A 20,660-nucleotide genomic window follows, 5' to 3' on the forward strand; every position below is an offset into this window, starting at 1 on the left:
GACTCGCGGGGTGAGTTATGTGAAGAAGACGCCATTTACGGTGAACCTTCGGGACATCGTCCGGCATCCGGGCGAGATGCGTGAGCACGATTACGAGATCCCGTCGCCCGAGAAGCTCGGCGAGGGCCTCGTGTCCGTTCCGAAGGGCGAGCCGCTCTACCAGCGCGTCCGTTTCGAGTCGGTGCACGAGGGCATCCTGGTCACCGGAGAACTCGAAACCCGGGCCACGGGAGTATGCGGTCGATGCCTGAAAGACATCGTTCAGCCTGTCGAAGTCGAATTCCAGGAGCTTTTCGCGTATCCTAACGAGGAAGCATCTGAGTATGAGGTTCACGATGACCACGTGGATCTTGAACCTCTCATCAGAGACGCAGTGGTTTTGTCACTGCCGTTTCAGCCGGTTTGCCGGCCTGACTGCCCCGGTCTCGACTTAGAAACTGGCGAGCCGCTGGCCGAACAACCCGACGAAGACTCTCACGAACCCGTTGACCCTCGCTGGGCTGCGCTCGCGAGTTTCACCCCAGACATCAGCTCGAGAGACGTCGACGCTGCCGATACAGAAGAGAGATAACCATGGCTGTCCCGAAGCGGAAAAAGTCGCGCGCCAACACCCACGCCCGCCGTTCGCAGTGGAAGGCCGAAGTCCCCACCCTGGTGAAGACGGTCGAAAACGGCAAGGTCACCTACAGCCTGCCGCACCGCGCCAAGGTTGTCGAAGACTCCGCGGGCACCGCGCTGTTCCTCGAATACAAGGGCCGCAAGGTCGCCGACGTCTAAACAGACGCTCGGTTCATTCGGTATCGGTTCACCCGTGGCATCTGTCGAGAGCACGCCTGTCGAGAGCACGCCCCGCCGCGAATTGAATAACGCCGAACGCAGAATTGCCGGATCGGTCGACGCTGTTTCCTCCGTCGAGGGGGAGCAGGTCGACCGGTCCGTTCTTCGTCATACGCTCGGAGTCGACCTCGACCCCGAGCTGTTGTCGTTGGCCCTGACTCACCGGTCCTACGCCTACGAGCACGGCGGCACGCCGCACAACGAGCGCCTCGAGTTCCTCGGCGACTCGATCCTCGGCCAGGCCGTGACGGTCAAGCTCTACCGCGACAACCCCGAGTTGTCCGAGGGTGAGCTCGCCAAGCGCCGCGCCAGCGTAGTCTCCACGATCGCCCTCGCCGAGGTGGCAGAGCGCATCGAGCTCGGCCCGCACATCCTGCTCGGCCGCGGCGAGATCCTCACGGGCGGTGCGCGCAAACCGTCGATTCTCGCCGACACGGTCGAGGCCATCATCGGCGCCGTCTACCTCGGCTGCGGTCCCGACGTCGCGACCGACTTGGTCCTCCGCCTCGTCGGGCCGCTTCTCGCCGACAGCGAGCGCTTCGGCGCCGCCATGGACCCGAAGACCAGCCTGCAAGAGGCCGCTGCCCGCCAGAACCAGCCGGCGCCGCACTACGAGGTCACGAGCGAGGGCCCCGACCACGATCGCCGCTTCACGGCCGTCGTCACCGTCGGCCGCGTCGCGCGGGGCGAGGGAACGGGTTCGTCGAAGAAGCACGCCGAGATGGCCGCCGCCCTCGACGCCTGGTCGCAGCTGACGGGCTTTGTGAAGCCCGAGCGCACGCGGTGATTTCAGCGACACACGCGCTGCAAGGCAGTTCCCGTGCCTGAGCTTCCCGAAGTCGAGGTCGTTCGCGCCGGCCTGCAACCCGCCATCGTCGGTGCCCGCATCGCCGACATCGACATCTACGACGAGCGCTCACTTCGCCGTCACGACCGCGCACTCGGCACCTTCGTCCACCTCCTGCGCGGCAGCCGCGTCACAGCCGCCGTGCGCCGCGGCAAGTTCCTCTGGTTCCCGCTCGAGACCGGTGCGGATGAACGCCCCCGCGCGCTCGTCGGCCACCTCGGCATGAGCGGCCAGATGCTGCTGCGCGAGCCGGGGACGCTCGATGAGCGCACGCGCATCGGACTGTCGCTCGAGCATCCTGAGCACCGCGATTTGCGTGTCAACTTCGTCGACCAACGCATCTTCGGCTCGCTCGCCATCGACACCCTTGTTCCCACGCGCGACGGCTTCCCCTCGGGTTTTGCCGGAGACATCCCGCCCGCCGCGCTCATCCCGTCGCAGGTGGCGCACATCGCGCGCGATCCGCTCGACCCGCACTTCGATGAGCCCGCGTTCTTCGAGGCGCTGTCTCGCAAGAAGGTGGGCATCAAGCGCGTGCTGCTCGACCAGACCGTCGTGTCGGGCATCGGCAACATTTATGCCGACGAGTCGCTCTGGGCGGCGCGCCTGCACTTCGAACGCCAGGCCGCGGCCCTCACGCGTCGTCAGGCCGCCGTGCTGCTCGACGAGGTGCGCACGGTGCTGCAGAAGGCCCTTGCCGAAGGCGGAACGAGCTTCGACGCGCAATACGTCAACGTCAACGGCGCATCCGGGTACTTCTCGCACAGCCTCAATGCCTACGGCCAGACGGGCAAACCCTGCGCGCGCTGCGGCACCCCCATCGAACGCGTCTCCTTCATGAACCGGGGCTCGCACTTCTGCCCGTTCTGCCAGAAGCGCCCACGGGCGGCGAGGAAACCCGCAGAGGCGAGCGCTGCCCGCACGGCCGACAAGGCCTGAAACGCGCGGATGTCCGGGGCTCCGGGCACCGCATCCGCTAGCGTAGAAAGATCAATCTCCCGCCACCGAAAGGGCGAACCCGGTGTACCTGAAGAGCCTCACGCTGAAGGGGTTCAAGTCGTTCGCGCAATCGACGACGTTCGCCTTCGAGCAGGGCGTCACGTGCGTCGTCGGGCCCAACGGCTCGGGCAAATCGAATGTCGTCGACGCGCTCGCCTGGGTGATGGGGGAGCAGGGCGCCAAAACGCTGCGCGGCGGCAAGATGGAAGACGTCATCTTCGCGGGAACGTCGACGCGCGGGCCCCTCGGCCGGGCCCAGGTTCTGCTCACCATCGACAACTCCGACGGCGCGCTGCCCATCGACTACACCGAGGTCACGATCAGCCGCACGCTGTTCCGCAACGGCGGCAGCGAATACGCCATCAACGGCGACAGCTGCCGGCTGCTCGACGTGCAAGAACTGCTGAGCGACTCGGGTCTCGGCCGCGAAATGCATGTCATCGTCGGCCAGGGGCAGCTCGACCAGGTGCTGCACGCCAGCGCCGAAGAGCGTCGCGGGTTCATCGAAGAGGCCGCCGGAATCCTCAAGCACCGTCGGCGCAAAGAGAAGACCGTGCGCAAGCTCGACGCCATGCAGGCCAACCTCACGCGGTTGAGCGACCTCGCGGGCGAGATCCGTCGCCAGTTGAAGCCGCTCGGACACCAGGCCGAGATCGCGCGCGAGGCCCAGAGCATCCAGGCCGTGGTTCGGGATGCTCGAGCCCGCCTCCTGGCCGACGACGTGGTGGCCTTGCGCCGCGCCCTCGACGACCACACCCGCGGCGAGCAGGAGCGGCACAGCGAACGCATCGTCGTGCAAGAGCAGCTCGAGCAGGCCCAGCTGCGCGCCTCCCGCCTCGAACAGGCGCAAATCGGCGACGCCGTCGACACAGCCAGGCGCACGGCGTTCGCACTCGAATCGGTGCAGGAACGACTGCGCAGCCTCTACACGTTGGCGAACCAGCGCCTGGCCCTGCTCGGCAGCGAGGCCGAGACGCCCGACGCCCAGCCGACCGTGAGTGCCGCGACCATCGATGAGGCGCGCGCCGAACTTCTGCGCCTGACCGCAGCCGTAGACGATGCCGACGATGCCTGGAAGCGGGCGGCCGCCGAGACCGCCGCGGCCCGGGCCAGCCTCGACGGGATCGACCAGGAGATCGCCGCGCAGAGCGCCCTCGTGTCGCGCCACGATCTCGAGATCTCGAAGCTCAGCGGGCAGGCCGACACAGCCGCATCGCGCCTGGCGGCCGTGCGGGGGGAACACCTGCGGCAGCAGAACGCGCTGGAGGCGGCGGAGCAACGCCGGCTGGATGCATCCGCTCGTCTGGCCGACCTCGAAGGCGAAGAGGCACCCACCGACCACGGGCAGTCGGGCCTCGACGAGGAGTACGAGCTCGCGCAGGCGCGCGTGTTCGACACGGATGCCGAGATCGAACGCCTGCGCGACGAGCTGCACCGGGCCGAACGGGAACGCGACGCCCTGCAGGCCAAGAAGAGCGCCCTATCCCGCGCCCTCGACGTGAAGAACGGCTCGGCCGACCTGACGGCCGCCGGGCTCGCGGGGATCTTGGGCGTCGTCGCCGACCACGTGCAGGTGACGCCCGGTTCGGAGGCCGCCATCGCGGCGGCGCTCGGCACTCTCGCCGAAGCCGTCCTGGCCGACACCGATGAGAACGCCGCGCGCGCGGTCGCCTACGCCCGGGACAACAAGCTCGGCCGCGTCGACGTCGTCATCGCGGGAGACGCGTCGCTGCAATTTTCCCCGCCCCCCGACGCAAATTTGGACGACGCCAACGCCACAGAGCGAGGCCGCGCCTCAGACGCGGACGTTGCGGGTTCGGACACAAAGGCCAGTGCTCGCCACGACGGCGCCGGCTCGATGGACTTCCCGGCGCGCGCCGGCAGCCTCGTGCGCGCCGACACGCTCGTGCAGGCCCCCGAGGGCGTGCTCGCGCTCCTCTCGACCATTTACGTGGCGCCGGATGTCGACAGCGCCCGCCGCGAACGCGTCACGCTCACGCATCCCGACCGTGTGACCGTCGTCACCGACACCGGAGACGTCCTCACCTCCCACGTGCTCTCGGGCGGCTCGGGCGAACAGCCCAGCCGCATCGAACTGCTCGCCGAACGCGACGCCGCGGCCGACGCCCTCGAGGGCCTCACCTCGACCATCGAGCGCCTGCGCTACGAGCTCACCGAGCAACGCCAGCAGAACCAGGTGGCGAAGAAGCAGTCCGCCGACGCGCTGCAGATGCTGCGCCAATACGACGCCGAGCTCGCGGCCCATAGCGAGAAGGTCAACCGCGCGCTCGTGCAGGTCGAGTCGTCGACGGCGGAGTGCGAGCGCATCCGATCGGCCCTCGCCCTCGCCGAGAACACCGTGAACGACGCGCAGACCGCGCTCGATCAGGCCAAGCAGGCGCTCGAGCAGGCCTCGTCCCGCCCGCGGCCGATCCTCGACGTCAGCGCGCGCGACGCCGTGATGGCCGAACTCGACGCGGCCCGCGAAGCCGAGGTACAGGCGCGTCTCTCACTCGAGACGGCCCGCGAGCGTGTGCGCCAGGGTGACGCGCGCATCGGTTCGCTCGTGCGCCGCCGCGACCAGGAACGCCGTCAGGCCGAAGAGGCGGCACGCCGCGCGGTCATCCGTCGCCGACAGGTGCATGCCGCCACCCACGTCATCGAGACCCTCCCCGCCGTGCTCGCCTCCGTCGACCGTTCGGTGGCCGAGAGCTCTCTGCGCCTCGCCGCCGCCGAGGAGGAACGCCGCAGCCAAAACGAGGAACTCGGGGCCTTGCGTCGACAAGAGGCCGGCCTGCGCGAACGCTTGCAGGCGATCACCGAGAACGTGCACGGCCTCGAGCTGCAGATCTACGAGAAGAAGCTTCACCTCTCGGGTTTGCTCGAGCGCGCCGGCTCGGAGCTCGGCCTCGTCGAGGATGTCCTTGTCGCCGAATATGGCCCCGACCAGCTCGTCCCCGATGACACCGACCTGCTCGCGACGATCGCGGAGAAGGTCGAAGCTCAGGAGGCTGCCGCCGCGGCCGCGGTCATCGCCGAACTCGAGGCCGAGATCGAGTCGGGCAGTGGGGGAGGAGCTCCCGCGACACGGCGCGTATCGGCCGACACCGTCGTGAGCAGCGCCTCCGACACCGCCCTCGAACCGGAGAGTGCGAGCCGAATGGCCGTCGGTGAGGGGGACGATGGCGCATCGGACGCCCCGATCGCCGCGCCCCGCGGCATCCCCTTTGATCGCGCCGCGCAGAAGAAGCGTTTCGAGCGTGCCGAACGCAAGCTCGCGCAACTCGGGCGCGTCAACCCGCTGGCCCTCGAGGAGTTCGCGGCGCTCGAACAGCGTCACGCCTTCCTCACCGAACAACTCGCCGACCTCACGAAGACCCGCAAGGACCTGCTCACGATCATCGACGAACTCGACGACCGCATGCAGACCATCTTCCGCAGCGCCTTCGACGACACGCAGCGAGCCTTCACCGACGTGTTCCCGGTGCTCTTCCCGGGAGGCACGGGCAGCATCTCGCTCACGAACCCCGACGACCTGCTCACGACGGGCATCGAGGTGCAGGTCAAACCGGCCGGTAAGAAGATCGAGCGCCTGTCGCTGCTCTCGGGCGGCGAACGCTCGCTGGCCGCCGTGGCCCTGCTCATCAGCATCTTCAAGGCCCGCCCGAGCCCGTTCTACATCATGGACGAGGTCGAGGCGGCCCTCGACGACGCCAACCTCGGCCGCCTGCTCGAGATCTTCGAAGACCTGCGTTCCACCAGCCAGCTCATCGTCATCACGCACCAGAAGCGCACCATGGAGATCGCGGATGCCCTCTACGGCGTGTCGATGCGTCAAGACGGGGTGTCGGCGGTCGTCGGTCAACGCGTGGCGACGCCGTAGGCTGGATGCATGGCAGAACGTACACCCTGGTCCTTGTCCGGCGCCCTGCGCGGCATGTTCCAGAAACCCACCATCGACGATGACACCTGGGATCAGCTGGAGCACGCTCTCATCACGGCCGACTTCGGCCCCGACCTCACCGAGTTCGTCGTCGACGACCTGCGGCAGAAGGTCGCCCGCTACCGCACCACCGACCCGCGCGACCTGCAGCGCATGCTGCGCGAGTCGATCGAGGAGCGCCTGTCGAAGTACGACACGACGCTGAAGCTCACCGAGCGCCCGGCCGTCGTGCTGGTCGTCGGTGTGAACGGTGTCGGCAAGACCACCACCATCGGCAAGTTCGCCAAGTTCCTCGGCACCTACGGACGCACGGTCGTCGTGGGGGCCGCCGACACGTTCCGCGCCGCCGCGGTCGAGCAGCTCGCCACGTGGGCCGAGCGGGCGGGGGCCGCGATCGTGCGCCCGCAGCAGCAGGGGCAAGACCCCGCATCCGTCGCCTTCCAGACCATCGAATACGCCAAGCGCACGGGCACCGAGATCGTCGTCATCGACACGGCCGGTCGCCTGCAGACGAAGGGCGGCCTCATGGACGAGCTCACCAAGGTGCGCCGCGTCATCGAGAAGCAGGCCCCGATCAGCGAGGTGCTGCTGGTGCTCGACGCGACCACGGGCCAGAACGGTCTGTCGCAGGCCGAGGCGTTCATCGAACACGCCGGTGTGACGGGTCTCGTCCTGACGAAGCTCGACGGCTCGGCGCGCGGAGGCTTCGTGCTCGCCGTGCAGGAGAAGACGGGCATCCCCATCAAGCTCGTCGGCCAGGGCGAGGGCATCAACGACCTCACCGGTTTCACGCCGCACGTCTTCGCGCAGAAGCTGGTCGGCTAGTGGCGCTCGAGCACGACTACTTCGGCTTGATCGAGGAGCAGCCGGGTGGTGGGCTCTACTGGTCCGAATCGGTCGAGGTGGGCGATCAGTATGTCGACCTGTCGATGAGCGTTCCGCGCGGCGAGGGCGTCAGCGACGAAGATCTCGACATCGCTGCGGCGCTGCTGCAGGCCCTCGAGGGGCTCGATCTGCGGGCCCGCGAGGATATGCTGTCGGCCGTCGACGATCGCGAGAGCGACGTGTCGGTGTTCGTCGTGCAGGCGGTCGAAGAATACGGCGACGGCATCGAGGACCTCTTCGTCGACCACTCGGGCGACCTCGACGTCGACCTCATCCGTTCCCTCGTGCTCACGCGCGTCGCCGTGCACCCCTCGGCATCCTCCGACACCGAGGCCTTCGTCGACCTCGAGTTCGCCCTCGACCCGGATAGCTCCGACCTCGCGCTCCTCGTTTCGCTCAGCCGCTCGGTCACACCTGTTTCGATCACGATCGTCGAATAGCGACCTTCGTTCACACGCCCTGCAAGAACACCGGCTCGCCGTCGGTGCGGTCGAGGTGTGCGAGGTCGTCCGGCAGTACGCGTCCCTTGGCCCGCATCGACTGTGCCCACAGCCGACCCGCGCGATAGCTCGACCGCACGAGCGGCCCGGCCAGCGCGCCCGAGAAACCGATCTCGTCGGCCTCGCCCTTGATCTCGAGAAACTCCTCGGGCGGCAGCCAGCGGGCGACGGGCAGGTGCCGCGGCGTCGGCCGTAGGTATTGCGTGATGGTGATGATGTCCGTTCCCGCGTCATGCAGATCGCGCAGCGCCTGCGAGATCTCGTGCCGCTCCTCGCCCATGCCGAGGATCAGGTTGGACTTCGTGATCAGCCCGGCCGACCGCGCCTGCGTGAGCACATCGAGCGAGCGCTCGTATCGGAACGCCGGACGGATGCGCTTGAAGATGCGCGGCACGGTCTCGACGTTGTGCGCGAACACCTCGGGCCGCGCCTCGAACACCTCGCCCAGCAGGTCGGGGTTTCCCGAGAAGTCGGTGGCGAGAATCTCGACGCCCGTCCCCGGGTTCTCGGCGTGGATGCGACGCACGGTTTCGGCGTGCAGCCAAGCCCCCTCGTCGGGCAGGTCGTCGCGGGCAACCCCCGTCACGGTCGCGTACCGCAATTGCATCGCTTTCACGGATGCCGCCACCCGACGTGGCTCGTCGGTGTCATAGTCGGCGGGCTTGCCCGTATCGATCTGGCAGAAGTCGCACCGCCTCGTGCACTGCGAACCGCCGATTAGGAAGGTCGCCTCGCGGTCCTCCCAACACTCATAGATGTTCGGGCATCCGGCTTCCTGGCACACCGTGTGCAGGTCCTCGCTCTTCACGAGGCTCTGCAGCTGCTGGTACTCCGGCCCCATGCGCGCCTTCGTCTTGATCCAGGCGGGCTTGCGCTCGATCGGCGTCTCGGCGTTGCGCACTTCGAGCCGCAGCAGCTTGCGCCCATTCGCGCCTGTCGCCGAACTCGCCGTGCCCGCAGTCGCCATGCCGCTCGTTTCCGCAGCGCCCGCCGTTCCGCAACCCGTCGCCGCAGCCCCGTGCGGCGCCCCGTTGCTCGTCCCGCACGCGCTCATGCCGACACCTCGTCCGTCGCCCCGAACGCCCGAGCAATGACTGCCGCAACGGTCTCGGGCTCGACATCCCGCCCGGTCACCTCGCGGATCGATGTGACCCCCGCATCCCGAATCCCGCAGGGCACGATCTGCTCGAACGGCGCCAGATCGTTGGTGCAGTTGAGGGCGAACCCGTGCCGTGTCACGCCATCGTTCACGCGGATGCCGATCGCCCCGATCTTGGCGGCTGCGACGCCCGGCCGCTCGACCCACACCCCCGAACGCCCCTCGATGCGCCCACCCGTGACGCCGAAACCGCCCAGCACCTCGATCAGGATCCCCTCGAGCGCCCGCACATAGGCCACCACATCGATCGGCTCGTGCAGCCGCACGATCGGATACCCCACCAGCTGCCCCGGCCCGTGCCACGTGATCTTGCCCCCGCGATCCACATCGATCACGGGGGTGCCGTCCCCCGGTCGCTCGTCGTCGGTCGTGCGCCGACCCGCCGTGAACACCTGCTCGTGTTCGAGCAACACGAGCGTGTTGGGCGAACGCCCCGCCGCGACATCCGCGTGGATCTCGAGCTGCAGACGCAACCCGTCGTCATACCCGACCGGATGCGGCGAGAACCCGGGTTGCACGAGACGCGGCGCCTCGATCGTCCTGCTGGCGGTGACGCTCATGGCGGGCTCCTTTCGGAAGCTTTTCGAGTTAGTGTACTCGATCCATAAACCTCATCACACGGTCAGCCAACTCGGTGCACCCGATCGACTAAACTTGTCGGATCATGGCGACATTTGGCTCACTGTCCGAACGGCTGACAGACACACTCAAGAACCTCCGCACGAAGGGCAAGCTCTCGGCGTCCGATGTCGACGGCACGGTCCGCGAGATCCGGCGCGCACTGCTCGACGCCGACGTCGCGTTCGATGTGGTCAAGCAGTTCACCAACACGGTGCGCGAGCGCGCCCTCGGCGACGACGTCAACCGCGCGCTCAACCCGGCGCAGCAGGTCGTGCAGATCGTCAACGAAGAGCTCGTCAACATCCTGGGTGGCGAGCAGCGCCGCCTGCAGTTCGCCAAGCGCCCGCCGACCATCATCATGCTCGCGGGTCTGCAGGGTGCCGGTAAGACGACGCTCGCGGGCAAGCTCGCCAAGTGGCTCGTCAAAGACGGCCACACGCCCGTGCTCGTCGCGGCCGACCTCCAGCGCCCCAACGCCGTCAACCAGCTGCAGGTCGTCGGTGGTCAGGCCGGCGTGCCCGTCTTCGCCCCCGAGCCCGGCAACGGTGTCGGCAACCCGGTCAAGGTCGCCAAAGACGCCGTGAAGTATGCCGAGACGAAGCTCCACGACGTCGTCATCGTCGACACGGCCGGCCGCCTCGGCGTCGACCGCGACATGATGAAGCAGGCCGCCGACATCCGCAAAGCCATCGACCCCGACGAGGTGCTCTTCGTCATCGACGCCATGATCGGTCAAGACGCCGTCGCCACCGCCAAGGCCTTCCAGGAGGGCGTCGACTTCACGGGCGTCGTCCTGTCGAAGCTCGACGGCGATGCGCGCGGTGGAGCGGCCCTCTCGGTCGCCTCGGTGACGGGCCGCCCGATCATCTTCGCGTCCACCGGTGAGAGCCTCGACGACTTCGAGCCGTTCTACCCCGACCGCATGGCCAGCCGCATCCTCGACCTCGGTGACATCCTCACCCTGATCGAACAGGCGCAAGAGGCGTTCGACGAAGACGAAGCGCGCGAGATGGCAGAGAAATTTGCCACCGACACGTTCACGCTCGAGGACTTCCTCAAGCAGATGCAGCAGCTCAAGAACATGGGCTCCATCAAGAAGATGATGGGCATGCTGCCCGGCATGGGCCAGATGAAGCAGCAGCTCGAAAACTTCGACGAGAGCGAGCTGGTGCGCACCGAGGCGATCATCCAGTCGATGACGCCCGCCGAGCGCCGCAACTCCAAGCTGCTCAACGGCTCGCGTCGCCTGCGTATCGCGCGCGGTTCGGGCACGACCGTCACCGAGGTGAACGCGCTCGTCAACCGCTTCGAGCAGGCCGCCAAGATGATGAAGACCGTGGCCAAGGGTGGCGTGCCGCAGATGCCCGGCATGGGCCCCATCCCAGGTGCCGGCCGCATGCCCAAGAAGCCCGTCGCCAAGAAGAAGGGCGGCTCGAAGTCGGGCAACCCGGCCAAGCGCGCCGCCGAGAACGCCGGTCTCGCGGCCGGCCCCGCCCAGCCCGCCGCACCCGTCGGCACGGGCTTCGGTCTCGCCAAGGGCGCCAAGGGTGCGGATGCCGCAGCCGGCCCCTCGGCCGAAGAGCTCGCCACGCTGCAGAAGTTCCTCGGTCGCTCCTAGCGTCGCACGCAGAGCGAAAGCCGGGTCAGACACTCAGGTGTCCGGCCCGGCTTTCTGCGCGCCGTGACGAGAGCGCCTCAGAACCGACACCGATGCGTGTAGCGCCTCATGTTGATCCGACACCGATGCGTTTAGCGTCTCATGATGACCCGCGCCGCGCCGCGCCGCGCCTCGCATCGACTCGCGCAGCGCAGTGCATCGATTCGGGCCGCGCCGCGCCTCGCATCGACTCGCGCAGCGCTCAGGCGTCGACGCGCAACCCGTGCCGCAGCTCCTTGGCCAGCATGTGCACGACGGCGGGCAGGCTCCCGCCATTCGACTGGGCGACAGCCAACTGCCGCTGATAGCTCGCCCCCACCCGCAGAATCACGAGGGCGTCGTTCAATTCCTTCTCGCATCCGAGCCGCCGGGCGATGGGGTTCAGCACATCCACCAATTCGGCGATCTCGTCGGTGACCAGGCGCTCGTGCCCATCGGGGCGCACGATGATCTCGGCCTCCATGCCATACCGGGCGGCGCGCCACTTGTTCTCGCGCACGAACCACGGCTGCAGTGTCGTGAGCGCCTCACCGTCGTCGAGCCGCGACGACAAATGCTCGACCAGGCAGTGGATGAGCGCCGACAACGCCCCGAATTCGGTGATGCTCGAGGCGCCATCGCACGACCGCATCTCGACCGTTCCCCAGTGCGGCGACGGGCGGATGTCCCAGCGCACCTCGGTGTAGTCCTCGATGATGCCCGTCTTCATCATGTCCTCGACGTAGGACTCGTATTCGCCCCAGTGTTCGAGCTGGTAGGGGAGTCCCGCGGTCGGAAGCTGCTGGAACATGAGCGCCCGGTTCGAGGCGTACCCGGTGTCCACGCCGCCCCAGAACGGGCTGGAGGCCGACAGTGCCTGCAGATGCGGCGAATAGGTCAGCAGGCCGTTCACGAGCGGCAGCACCTTGCGCACATCCTCGACGCCCACGTGCGCATGCACGCCCCAGATCATCATGTTGCGCCCCCACCACTGCGTGCGGTCGATGAGCTTGGCGTAACGGTCCTTCGCCGTGACCTCCTGGTCGAACCACTGCCCGAACGGATGCGAGCCGCTGCCCACGAGCTCGATGCCCATCGGGTCGGTGATGGCGCGAACCTCGTCGATCTGACCGGCGAGGTCGGCGATGGCATCCGGAACGCTGTGGTGCACACCGGAGACGAGCTCGACGGTGTTGCGCAGCAGCTCGCCCGTGATGTGCGGATGCGGCGCGCCATCGGTGCTCAGCTGCTCGAGCACCTGATCGGCCACCGAAACGAGATCGCCCGTGTCGCGATCGACGAGCGCCAGCTCCCACTCGAGGCCGACGGTGGAGCGCTCCGAGGAGGCGAAATCGATACGCATGGTGGGTCCTCGTCTGTTCGTGCATTCGGCCGATTACCGTTCGGATGCTTCCGCCATTTTCACACGGAGGTGCGACGCGCCAACATCCGCGTGTCTCGGATTATCACAAACGGCCCGGCATCTGACAGAATGGTTAGTCGAGTCCGTACCCATCCGACCCTCTAATCAGACGGGTACAGACGCCATCACAGTTTTCGTACCGAGCGTGCCCCCACCTTTCGGTATCGAGCACGAATCAGTCATCAAAAATTTCAGGAGAATTGTGTCTGTCAAGATCCGTCTGAAGCGTCTCGGTAAGATCCGCGCGCCCTACTACCGCATCGTTGTCGCCGACTCGCGCACCAAGCGCGATGGCCGTGTCATCGAAGAAATCGGCATCTACCACCCCACCGAAGAGCCCTCGGTCATCGAGGTCGACTCCGAGCGTGCGCAGTACTGGCTCTCCGTGGGCGCACAGCCCACCGAGCAGGTTGCCGCTCTCCTCAAGCTCACGGGCGACTGGGGCAAGTTCAAGGGTGACAAGAACGCCGTCTCCACCGTCCGCGTGAAAGAGGCCAAGGTTCCTTTCGTCGCCGACGAGAAGAAGAAGCCCGTTCTGAAGCCCAAGGCTGAGAAGCCTGCCGAGAAGCCGGCCGAAGAGGCCGCTCCCGAGGCTGCTGCCGAAGAGTCGACCGAGGCCTAGTCTTGCTCGCTCCCGCACTCGAACACCTCGTCAAAGGGATTGTTGACAATCCCGACGATGTGCGCGTCGTTGCGAAATCGTCACCACGTGGCGAGGTCCTCGAGGTTCGTGTGAACCCCGAGGACCTCGGTCGTGTGATCGGTCGCTCCGGACGCACCGCTAAAGCACTCCGCACGCTCGTTGCCGCGCTGGCCGATGGCCGCCGCGTTCGTGTCGACGTCGTCGACACCGACAACTGATCGTGGAACCCCCGCAGGCGCCGGCCGACCAACTCCGGGTCGGCCGCCTCGTCAAGGCGCACGGCCTCAAGGGCGCCCTCAAGATCGAGCTCTACACCGACGACCCCGCCGCGCGCTTCGTGCCCGGCGCCGTCTTCTCGCTGCAGGTGCCCACATCGTCTCCGTGGCACGGCAAGGCGCTCGAGCTGAAAGAGCTGCGCTGGTACAACCAGAACCCCGTCGGCTTCTTCGTCGGTGTCGACGACCGCAATGCCGCCGAGACGCTGATCAAGGCCATCCTGTGGGTCGAGCACGACGATGACGCATCGTCCGAGCCGGATGCCTGGTACGACCACCAGCTCATGGGCCTGAAGGTGCTGCGCGACGGCGTCGAGGTCGGCACCGTGTCGCGCGTCGAGCACTTCCCGGCGCAAGACTTGCTCATCATCGACACGCCGAAGGGCGACGTCATGGTTCCCTTCGTCGGCGCCATCGTGCCCGAGGTGAACATCGAGGCGGGCACCCTCACGGTCACGCCCCCGACGGGACTCTTCGAAGAGATCCCCGAAGATCCGGCCGACGCCGAGCCCGCTATCGCGTCGGACGGCGACGCCGAGCCTGACGCAGACGCGGACTCCAGCCCTGACGCCGACACAACCGAGCCGAACGCCGGCTGACCGATGCGACTCGACATCGTCACGATCTTCCCGGAGTTCTTCGATGTCCTGGACATCTCACTCCTCGGCAAGGCGCGCACCAACGGGTTGATCGACCTGTCGGTGCACAACCTGCGCGATTTCGCGCACGACCGGCACCGCACCGTCGACGACACGCCGTACGGCGGCGGCGCGGGCATGGTCATGAAGCCCGAACCCTGGGGCGAGGCCTTCGACCAGATCCTCGGCGAGAACACGGCGGATGACGCATCCGCACCGGTCGTCATCTTCCCGTCCCCGGCCGGCGAGGTGTTCACGCAGGCCATGGCCCGTGAGCTCAGCCACGAATCGCAGCTCGTCTTCGGGTGCGGTCGCTACGAGGGCATCGACCAGCGCGTCTTCGACGACACCGCCCAGCGCGCGCGTGTCAAGCTCGTCAGCCTGGGCGACTACGTGCTCAACGGGGGAGAAGTCGCCGTCATGGCGATGATCGAAGCGATCGGTCGACTCATCCCCGGCGTCGTCGGCAACCCGCAGTCGCTCGTCGAGGAGTCGCACGAGGACGGGTTACTCGAGTACCCGAGCTACACGAAGCCGGCCGAGTGGCGCGGACATCGTGTGCCCGACATCCTGCTGAGCGGCAACCACGGAGCCATCGACCGGTGGCGGCATGAGCAGCAGGTCGAGCGCACCAGGCGTGTGCGCCCCGATTTGTTGCCCGACGCGGAGTAGTTTCCTCGGCACGAGGTGCGCTCGAGACGATCGCCGCCGATTCGGGCCGGCTTTCAGGCTCTGGCGCGCTCTGAGCGAACGCGGCGACCGAATCCGACTCCTGTCGGCGCTTTCCGAGCCGCACCCTCGTAGGCTGTTCCCATGTTCGTGCGTCGCGCATTCTTCCGCTGGATGTTCATAGCCCCCGCCGTGTTGCCCATCTGGCCGCTCATCAGCGTCGGCATTTTCAGTGGCAGCGGCTGGACCTTCCTAGGGCTCGTCGTCGCGATGCCCATCCTCTTCATCGCCCTGGTCGTTGTGGCCTTCCTCATCCGGGCCCGCCTCGAGGTGCGCGAGCAGCGCGCGGTGTCGTGGGCGGATGTCGCGGCCCTCTCTGTCTGGCACGCGACGATCATCGCGTTCGGCTTCTTCACACAGGCCAGCGCGATCCTCGCCACGGCCGGCATCATCATCGGTATCGCGATCTTCTGGTACGAGCTCTGGCGACTGCTCCGGAGCGCCGCCGAGCGTGCCCGTGCCGCCATGGCGGAGTACGAGCAGATGAGTCGCCCGCCCGCGTCTCCGCCCCGCATGCCGCGAACGTCGGAACCGGCGCAGGTCGAGGAGTTCATCGTCATCCACGAAGAGCGCCGCTCGGGTGAGGCATCCTGACGCCCTGAGCTTTGCCAAGAGGGGTCTCGGCGTGGCAGAATGGTCGATTGTGCCGCGGCCTGCTCTGCCACAGGGGAGCCAGCATCAACGTCGGATACCATAAATCTCATTCGAACCCCTATTTTCGTAGTCGACCTGTGGCGGTTACAGAGAGCGAAGCAACATGCACATCCTCGACCACGTCGATGCAGCATCCCTCCGAAACGACATCCCCGATTTCCGCGCCGGCGACACCGTCAAGGTGCACGTCAACATCGTCGAGGGCAGCCGCTCGCGTATCCAGGTGTTCCAGGGCGTCGTTATCGGCCGTCAGGGCGAGGGCGTCCGCGAGACGTTCTGCGTCCGCAAGGTGAGCTTCCAGGTCGGCGTCGAGCGCACCTTCCCGGTGCACTCCCCGGTGATCGACCACATCGAGGTCGTTACCCGCGGTGACGTCCGTCGCGCGAAGCTGTACTACCTGCGCGACCTGCGCGGCAAGAAGGCCAAGATCAAGGAAAAGCGCGACCGCTAAGCGCGTTGCTCCAGCCGTCTTACAGGCTCCCCGCCGATACACTGGTGGGGAGCTTTGGCGGTTAAATGACAGACAACATTTCGGCGGCAGACGATTCTGCGGCCACCCTCGAACATCCGGCGACCCGTCGGGGCGCCCACCGTTCCGAGAAGCGCGGCGGCTGGATCTTCGTGCGCGACATCCTCATCATCTTCGTGGTGGCGTTGCTGGTGTCGTTCCTCATCAAGACATTCCTGGTGCGTTCGTTCTACATTCCCTCCGGGTCGATGAAGGACACGCTGCAGATCGATGACCGCATCCTCGTGAACGAGCTCGTGCCCAATGTCATCAACCTCGAGCGCGGCGATGTCGTCGTGTTCCGCGACCCGGGCGGATGGCTGCCTCCCGCTGCCCCCAAGCCCGACCCGGGCCCCCTGGCCTCCAGCGCTGAGTGGGTTCTCTCACTCGTGGGCCTCACCTCGCCCGACAGCGACGACCACCTCATCAAGCGCGTCATCGGCCTGCCCGGCGACCGCGTCGAGTGCTGCAACGCGCTCGGCCAGATGACGGTCAACGGGGTGCCGCTCAACGAGCCCTACGTGCTCATGCCCCCGGGCAAAGACAGTGTCTCCGAGATCAAGTTCAGCGTCACCGTGCCGAAAGACTCCCTCTGGGTGATGGGCGACAACCGCTACGACTCGGCCGACTCGCGCTACAACCAGGATGACCCGGGCAAGGGCTTCGTGCCCATCGACGATGTCGTCGGCCGCGCGTTCGTGATCACCTGGCCGTTCGATCGTTTCGGGTGGCTCGGCAACTACCCCGAGACGTTCCAGGGCGTTCCCGAGAGCCCGTCGAAGTAATGCCCGTGGTCGAACCGACCGATCTGGTCGAACGCGAACTGTTCGCTGCGGGCTCGACGCTGGTCATCGGCGTCGACGAGGTCGGCCGCGGCGCGATCGCCGGACCGGTGGCCGTGGGTATGTCCGTCATGTCGGCCTCGTGCGGGGCGCATCCCGCGGGCGTTCGAGACTCCAAGTTGCTCAGCGAGAAGAAGCGGGTCGAATTGGCCCCGCTCTTGCGCGAGTGGTCGGTTGCGTCGGCCGTCGGTCTGGCGTCGCCGCAAGAGATCGACGAGTTGGGCATCGTGCACTGCCTCGGCCTGGCGGCAAAGCGGGCCCTCGGGTCTTTGCATGTGGCGGGCATTCCGGTGGCGACCAGCACGATCCTGCTCGACGGCAACAGCGACTGGTTGAACCCCATCCTGGCGAGCCCGCTCGACGTGCGCACGCGCGTGAAGGCCGACCGTGACTGCGTGTCGGTGGCGGCGGCATCCGTCATCGCCAAGGTGCATCGCGACGAACTGATGGTGGCGGCGCACGAGACCCGGCCCGATTTCGGCTGGGCGGGCAACAAGGGATACGGCAGCACGCAACACATGGAGGCCGTTCGAGCGCTCGGTCCGAGCGACTTCCACCGGCGCACGTGGCTGCTCTCCTACGCGTAGGATGGACGGACGATGGATGAAGACGAGTTCGAGGACTACGACCGCGAGGTCGAGCTTGCTCTGTACCGCGAGTACCGTGATGTTGTTTCCCAGTTCACCTATGTGATCGAGACGGAGCGTCGTTTCTATCTCGCCAACGAGGTCGAGCTGAATCGACGTGACACCGAGCATGATTTCTATTTCGAGATCACGATGAAAGACGTCTGGGTGTGGGATGTCTACCGCTCCGACCGCTTCGTCAAATCGGTGCGCGTGCTCACGTTCAAAGACGTGAACATCGAAGAGCTGACCACGCGCGACTTCGAGCTGCCGAAGGAACTCGCGCTCGACGAGTAGTCCTGCGCCGCCGACCTCGTTCTGCGCGGCCGATTAAGTTCTGCACAACCCGCTTCCGGGCCGATCTCTCCACAGATGGGGCGATGCCCGCCGCGTGATCGTCGTGAGCCGCCACAGTCGTTGTGGAGGTTCACATGGGACACAACGCAGAGTTGGGGCGGTTGGGCGAGAGCATCGCCGCCGAGCATTTCGAGAAGATCGGCTATTCGGTGTTGGCGCGCAATTGGCGCTGTCGACACGGTGAGATCGACCTGATCGTCGGTCGTGGCGACCACATCGTCGCCGTCGAGGTCAAGACGCGGTCGAACGAGCGCTTCGGGCACCCGTTCGAGGCCATCACAGCCGCCAAGCGCGTGCGCATGTATCGTCTGGCGCAGCTGTGGCGCGCGTCGAGCGACAGGCCCGAGGCGCGCGTGCGGGTGGATGCCGTAGCCATCGTGTTGCAGCGCGGCCGGCCCGCGCGCGTCGAGCACCTGGCGGCGGTGTGACATGGCCGTCGCGCGAACCTGGTCCGTCGCACTGTCGGGCTCCGAGGGCACCGTCATCGAGGTCGAAGCCGACATCTCGGCGCAACTCCCGGCTCTGATCATCATCGGCCTGGCCGACCGCTCGCTCGGAGAGGCGGGCGGGCGGGTGCGTCAAGCGGCCCGCAACTCGGGGTGCAGCCTGTCCTCGCAACGCCTCACCGTCAACCTTTCTCCCGCGAGTCTGCCGAAGCACGGTTCGGCGTTCGACCTCGCCATCGCGCTCGCCTGCTTCGCCGCCGACGGTGTCGTCTCACGTGGGTCGATCGATGACACCGTCCATCTGGGCGAGCTGGGTCTCGACGGCAGGCTCCGACCGATCTTCGGTGTCTTGCCGGCCGTTCTCGCGGCGGCGCGGGCGGGGCGGCGGCGGGTCATGGTTCCCGCCGCAAACCTGGCCGAAGCCCAGCTCGTGCCGGGTATCGACGCGATGGGGGTGACGTGCCTGCGCGATGCTGCGATTTTTCACGGCGCCCAGCTTGCGCCGGTAGACGTTGAGGCGATCCCTTTCTCGGGTCGAGTCGCCCCGTCGGTTGCCCCTCCCGAATTGAGTCGAATAGCCGGCCAATATGTGCCCGTGCGGTCGCTGCTCGTGGCGGCGGCCGGCGGCCATCACATCTACTTCCTCGGTCCGCCCGGGGCCGGCAAGACCATGCTCGCGCAATGCCTGCCGGGCATCCTGCCCGACCTGTCTGTGTCCGAGGCGCTCGACGTCATGTCGGTACGATCCCTCGGCGGCGAGGCGGTGGGGCCCGAGCTGCTCCGTCGACCGCCCTTCGAGGCGCCTCATCATGGAGCGTCCGCCGCGGCCATCCTGGGTGGAGGTTCCGGCACGATCCGACCGGGGTTGGCGGCGCGGGCCACCGGGGGAGTGCTGTTCCTCGATGAAGCTCTCGAGTTTCCCGCCGTCGTCCTCGACGCGTTGCGGCAACCCCTCGAATCGGGCCAGCTCACGATCCACCGCTCGGGCGTCATGGCGCAATTTCTGGCGCGGTTTCAACTGGTTCTCGCGGCTAACCCGTGCCCGTGCGGGCAGTTCGGCTCACGCGACGGGTCATGCACCTGCCCGCCGTCGTCGGTGCGGCGATATCAGGGGCGGCTGTCGGGGCCCTTGCTCGACCGCGTCGATCTGCGCGTTCGCGTCGATCGGGTGGGTGCGTCCGAGCTTCACGCGGCACCGGGCGATCGCCTCTCGACGGTGCAGGCCCGAGAGGTCGTTGCAGCAGCCCGGCAGCGCTCCGCCGACCGATTGGCGGGCACCCCCTGGGCTCTCAACGCCCGCGTGCCGGGCGATTGGCTCCGCGATCCCGCACACCGCCTGCCCGCGCGCCTCTGCGTCGACCTCGACGATGCACTCGAGCGCGGCTCCCTGTCCATGCGGGGCTATGACCGCGTGCTGCGTATCGCGTGGACGCTCGCCGACATCGATGGAACCGAGCACCCGACGGCCGAGCACCTGGGCCTCGCCACGTTCATGCGGCAGGGGGCGCGGGCATGACGACAGACGAGCCACGGGTGCGGGCGGCTGCCCCTCCGGCAAAATCGACACCGCCCCTCGCGTCCCGCTCTTCCGCGACGTCACAGAACGGCGTCGGTTCCGCGCGATCTCGTCACCGCGGCGAGACAAATCTCATCGGAGCTCTCGTTGACACGCTTGCGGTGCTTCGGCCCCCGTCCGCGCAGCACGAGAGCGATGAACGATTCGCCGAACGCACATCGCGCACGATCCTCAGCGCTCTCGCTGAACCGGGTGACGGGGTGCTCGGCGGTCTCGTGCTCGAATACGGCGCGATCGAAGTGCTCGATCGCCTCTGGAAATCTCGATCCGGCGCCGCAGGCCTCGGGCGCCACGAGGTTCGGCAGGCCGTCACGCGCGCCCGCGATGGTCGATCTGCTGACAGACCCGGGGCCGCGGTCGGGCAGGCCGGTCTCGACATACCCGAATCAGACTTGGTTTCACTCGGACGTCGGCCGCACGCCGCACACTGCGACTCATCCTCCGAGGGGGGTGCACGTGACTGGGGTTCGAGTGTGTCTGGTCCGGGCTTCGAACAGCTGTCGGCGCATGATGTCC

The 20,660-nt window shown here is 67.1% G+C and carries 23 protein-coding genes; 19 read left to right on the forward strand and 4 right to left on the reverse strand.

The genetic code is table 11. The features are described from left to right. The first annotated feature begins 76 nt into the window (after positions 1-76). From ACUWEX_RS06380 to ACUWEX_RS06410, 7 genes are all read left to right on the forward strand, one after another. Positions 77-571 carry a YceD family protein gene (locus tag ACUWEX_RS06380; RefSeq protein WP_077053971.1) on the forward strand — a complete coding sequence of 165 codons (495 nt, stop codon included), beginning with the start codon at positions 77-79 and terminating at the stop codon, positions 569-571. 2 nt (positions 572-573) lie between these two features. After that, positions 574-777: a 50S ribosomal protein L32 gene (gene rpmF / locus ACUWEX_RS06385; protein WP_077053432.1), complete on the forward strand. Its 204-nt coding sequence runs from the start codon at positions 574-576 to the stop codon at positions 775-777. A gap of 103 nt (positions 778-880) precedes the next feature. Then, positions 881-1,624 (forward strand): ribonuclease III, encoded by a 744-nt coding sequence (gene rnc, locus ACUWEX_RS06390; protein WP_445997612.1) that lies wholly within the window; start codon positions 881-883, stop codon positions 1,622-1,624. Positions 1,625-1,657: 33 nt separating this feature from the next. Beyond that, complete coding sequence (gene mutM, locus ACUWEX_RS06395) at positions 1,658-2,623, forward strand: bifunctional DNA-formamidopyrimidine glycosylase/DNA-(apurinic or apyrimidinic site) lyase (RefSeq protein ID WP_445997470.1); 966 nt, start codon at positions 1,658-1,660, stop codon at positions 2,621-2,623. 82 nt (positions 2,624-2,705) lie between these two features. Further along, positions 2,706-6,566 (forward strand): AAA family ATPase, encoded by a 3,861-nt coding sequence (locus ACUWEX_RS06400; RefSeq protein WP_445997471.1) that lies wholly within the window; start codon positions 2,706-2,708, stop codon positions 6,564-6,566. A 9-nt stretch (positions 6,567-6,575) separates the two neighbouring features. Further along, entirely contained in the window at positions 6,576-7,451 is an 876-nt protein-coding gene (gene ftsY, locus ACUWEX_RS06405; protein WP_077053429.1) for a signal recognition particle-docking protein FtsY, read from the forward strand. Continuing rightward, positions 7,451-7,951 carry a DUF2004 domain-containing protein gene (locus tag ACUWEX_RS06410; RefSeq protein WP_079727343.1) on the forward strand — a complete coding sequence of 167 codons (501 nt, stop codon included), beginning with the start codon at positions 7,451-7,453 and terminating at the stop codon, positions 7,949-7,951. Before ftsY ends, ACUWEX_RS06410 begins: the two co-directional genes overlap by 1 nt. 10 nt (positions 7,952-7,961) lie before the next feature. On the opposite strand, the gene lipA is transcribed toward ACUWEX_RS06410, so the two are convergent. Beyond that, a complete protein-coding gene (lipA, locus tag ACUWEX_RS06415) occupies positions 7,962-8,978 on the reverse strand; it encodes a lipoyl synthase (RefSeq protein ID WP_200811491.1) in 1,017 nt (338 codons plus the stop codon). Positions 8,979-9,061: 83 nt separating this feature from the next. Further along, the gene (gene lipB / locus ACUWEX_RS06420; protein ID WP_445997472.1) at positions 9,062-9,730 is read right to left on the reverse strand and encodes a lipoyl(octanoyl) transferase LipB; all 669 of its coding nucleotides are present in this window, start codon (positions 9,728-9,730) and stop codon (positions 9,062-9,064) included. 104 nt (positions 9,731-9,834) lie between these two features. Between lipB and ffh the strand changes: the two genes are divergently transcribed. Then, on the forward strand, positions 9,835-11,409 hold the full coding sequence (ffh, locus tag ACUWEX_RS06425; protein WP_079727345.1) for a signal recognition particle protein: 1,575 nt from the start codon (positions 9,835-9,837) through the stop codon (positions 11,407-11,409). 241 nt (positions 11,410-11,650) lie between these two features. On the opposite strand, the gene ACUWEX_RS06430 is transcribed toward ffh, so the two are convergent. Beyond that, entirely contained in the window at positions 11,651-12,790 is a 1,140-nt protein-coding gene (locus ACUWEX_RS06430; RefSeq protein WP_445997473.1) for a glutamate--cysteine ligase, read from the reverse strand. A gap of 262 nt (positions 12,791-13,052) precedes the next feature. Here ACUWEX_RS06430 and rpsP point away from each other — a divergent pair, with 262 nt between their 5' ends. From rpsP to ACUWEX_RS06485, 11 genes are all read left to right on the forward strand, one after another. Beyond that, positions 13,053-13,472 (forward strand): 30S ribosomal protein S16, encoded by a 420-nt coding sequence (gene rpsP, locus ACUWEX_RS06435; protein WP_445997474.1) that lies wholly within the window; start codon positions 13,053-13,055, stop codon positions 13,470-13,472. Between the two features lie 2 nt (positions 13,473-13,474). Further along, on the forward strand, positions 13,475-13,711 hold the full coding sequence (locus ACUWEX_RS06440) for an RNA-binding protein (protein WP_079727348.1): 237 nt from the start codon (positions 13,475-13,477) through the stop codon (positions 13,709-13,711). Beyond that, on the forward strand, positions 13,711-14,367 hold the full coding sequence (gene rimM, locus ACUWEX_RS06445; RefSeq protein ID WP_445997613.1) for a ribosome maturation factor RimM: 657 nt from the start codon (positions 13,711-13,713) through the stop codon (positions 14,365-14,367). Before ACUWEX_RS06440 ends, rimM begins: the two co-directional genes overlap by 1 nt. Positions 14,368-14,370: 3 nt before the next feature. Next, complete coding sequence (gene trmD / locus ACUWEX_RS06450) at positions 14,371-15,078, forward strand: tRNA (guanosine(37)-N1)-methyltransferase TrmD (RefSeq protein ID WP_445997475.1); 708 nt, start codon at positions 14,371-14,373, stop codon at positions 15,076-15,078. Positions 15,079-15,219: 141 nt separating this feature from the next. Continuing rightward, positions 15,220-15,729, forward strand: coding sequence for a hypothetical protein (locus tag ACUWEX_RS06455; protein WP_445997476.1), 510 nt, complete (start codon positions 15,220-15,222; stop codon positions 15,727-15,729). A gap of 163 nt (positions 15,730-15,892) precedes the next feature. Further along, positions 15,893-16,240 carry a 50S ribosomal protein L19 gene (gene rplS / locus ACUWEX_RS06460; RefSeq protein WP_079727352.1) on the forward strand — a complete coding sequence of 116 codons (348 nt, stop codon included), beginning with the start codon at positions 15,893-15,895 and terminating at the stop codon, positions 16,238-16,240. 65 nt (positions 16,241-16,305) lie between these two features. Next, positions 16,306-17,082 (forward strand): signal peptidase I, encoded by a 777-nt coding sequence (lepB, locus tag ACUWEX_RS06465; RefSeq protein WP_445997477.1) that lies wholly within the window; start codon positions 16,306-16,308, stop codon positions 17,080-17,082. Then, entirely contained in the window at positions 17,082-17,726 is a 645-nt protein-coding gene (locus tag ACUWEX_RS06470) for a ribonuclease HII (protein WP_079727354.1), read from the forward strand. Before lepB ends, ACUWEX_RS06470 begins: the two co-directional genes overlap by 1 nt. 12 nt (positions 17,727-17,738) lie before the next feature. Continuing rightward, entirely contained in the window at positions 17,739-18,062 is a 324-nt protein-coding gene (locus ACUWEX_RS06475) for a DUF2469 domain-containing protein (protein WP_077053416.1), read from the forward strand. A 134-nt stretch (positions 18,063-18,196) separates the two neighbouring features. Further along, positions 18,197-18,550, forward strand: coding sequence for a YraN family protein (locus ACUWEX_RS06480; protein ID WP_445997478.1), 354 nt, complete (start codon positions 18,197-18,199; stop codon positions 18,548-18,550). Position 18,551: 1 nt separating this feature from the next. Continuing rightward, positions 18,552-20,084, forward strand: a complete 1,533-nt coding sequence (locus tag ACUWEX_RS06485; protein WP_445997479.1) for a YifB family Mg chelatase-like AAA ATPase — start codon at positions 18,552-18,554, stop codon at positions 20,082-20,084. Positions 20,085-20,164: 80 nt separating this feature from the next. Here the strand turns inward: ACUWEX_RS06485 and ACUWEX_RS06490 are convergent, their stop codons facing one another. Beyond that, positions 20,165-20,437: a hypothetical protein gene (locus ACUWEX_RS06490; RefSeq protein WP_079727357.1), complete on the reverse strand. Its 273-nt coding sequence runs from the start codon at positions 20,435-20,437 to the stop codon at positions 20,165-20,167. Positions 20,438-20,660: the final 223 nt, after the last annotated feature.

The organism is Okibacterium fritillariae (genome assembly GCF_052783725.1).

Excerpts from the sequence above, each read along its gene's own strand:
- trmD (WP_445997475.1), top strand. The coding sequence starts at position 14,371 with ATGCGACTCGACATCGTCACGATCTTCCCGGAGTTCTTCGATGTCCTG.
- ACUWEX_RS06480 (WP_445997478.1), top strand. The coding sequence starts at position 18,197 with ATGGGACACAACGCAGAGTTGGGGCGGTTGGGCGAGAGCATCGCCGCC.
- ACUWEX_RS06455 (WP_445997476.1), top strand. The coding sequence starts at position 15,220 with ATGTTCGTGCGTCGCGCATTCTTCCGCTGGATGTTCATAGCCCCCGCC.
- rplS (WP_079727352.1), top strand. The coding sequence starts at position 15,893 with ATGCACATCCTCGACCACGTCGATGCAGCATCCCTCCGAAACGACATC.
- ACUWEX_RS06470 (WP_079727354.1), top strand. The coding sequence starts at position 17,082 with ATGCCCGTGGTCGAACCGACCGATCTGGTCGAACGCGAACTGTTCGCT.
- ACUWEX_RS06430 (WP_445997473.1), bottom strand. The coding sequence starts at position 12,790 with ATGCGTATCGATTTCGCCTCCTCGGAGCGCTCCACCGTCGGCCTCGAG.
- rpmF (WP_077053432.1), top strand. The coding sequence starts at position 574 with ATGGCTGTCCCGAAGCGGAAAAAGTCGCGCGCCAACACCCACGCCCGC.
- lepB (WP_445997477.1), top strand. The coding sequence starts at position 16,306 with ATGACAGACAACATTTCGGCGGCAGACGATTCTGCGGCCACCCTCGAA.
- ACUWEX_RS06380 (WP_077053971.1), top strand. The coding sequence starts at position 77 with ATGCGTGAGCACGATTACGAGATCCCGTCGCCCGAGAAGCTCGGCGAG.
- ftsY (WP_077053429.1), top strand. The coding sequence starts at position 6,576 with ATGGCAGAACGTACACCCTGGTCCTTGTCCGGCGCCCTGCGCGGCATG.
- ACUWEX_RS06485 (WP_445997479.1), top strand. The coding sequence starts at position 18,552 with ATGGCCGTCGCGCGAACCTGGTCCGTCGCACTGTCGGGCTCCGAGGGC.
- lipB (WP_445997472.1), bottom strand. The coding sequence starts at position 9,730 with ATGAGCGTCACCGCCAGCAGGACGATCGAGGCGCCGCGTCTCGTGCAA.
- ACUWEX_RS06475 (WP_077053416.1), top strand. The coding sequence starts at position 17,739 with ATGGATGAAGACGAGTTCGAGGACTACGACCGCGAGGTCGAGCTTGCT.
- ffh (WP_079727345.1), top strand. The coding sequence starts at position 9,835 with ATGGCGACATTTGGCTCACTGTCCGAACGGCTGACAGACACACTCAAG.
- lipA (WP_200811491.1), bottom strand. The coding sequence starts at position 8,978 with ATGGCGACTGCGGGCACGGCGAGTTCGGCGACAGGCGCGAATGGGCGC.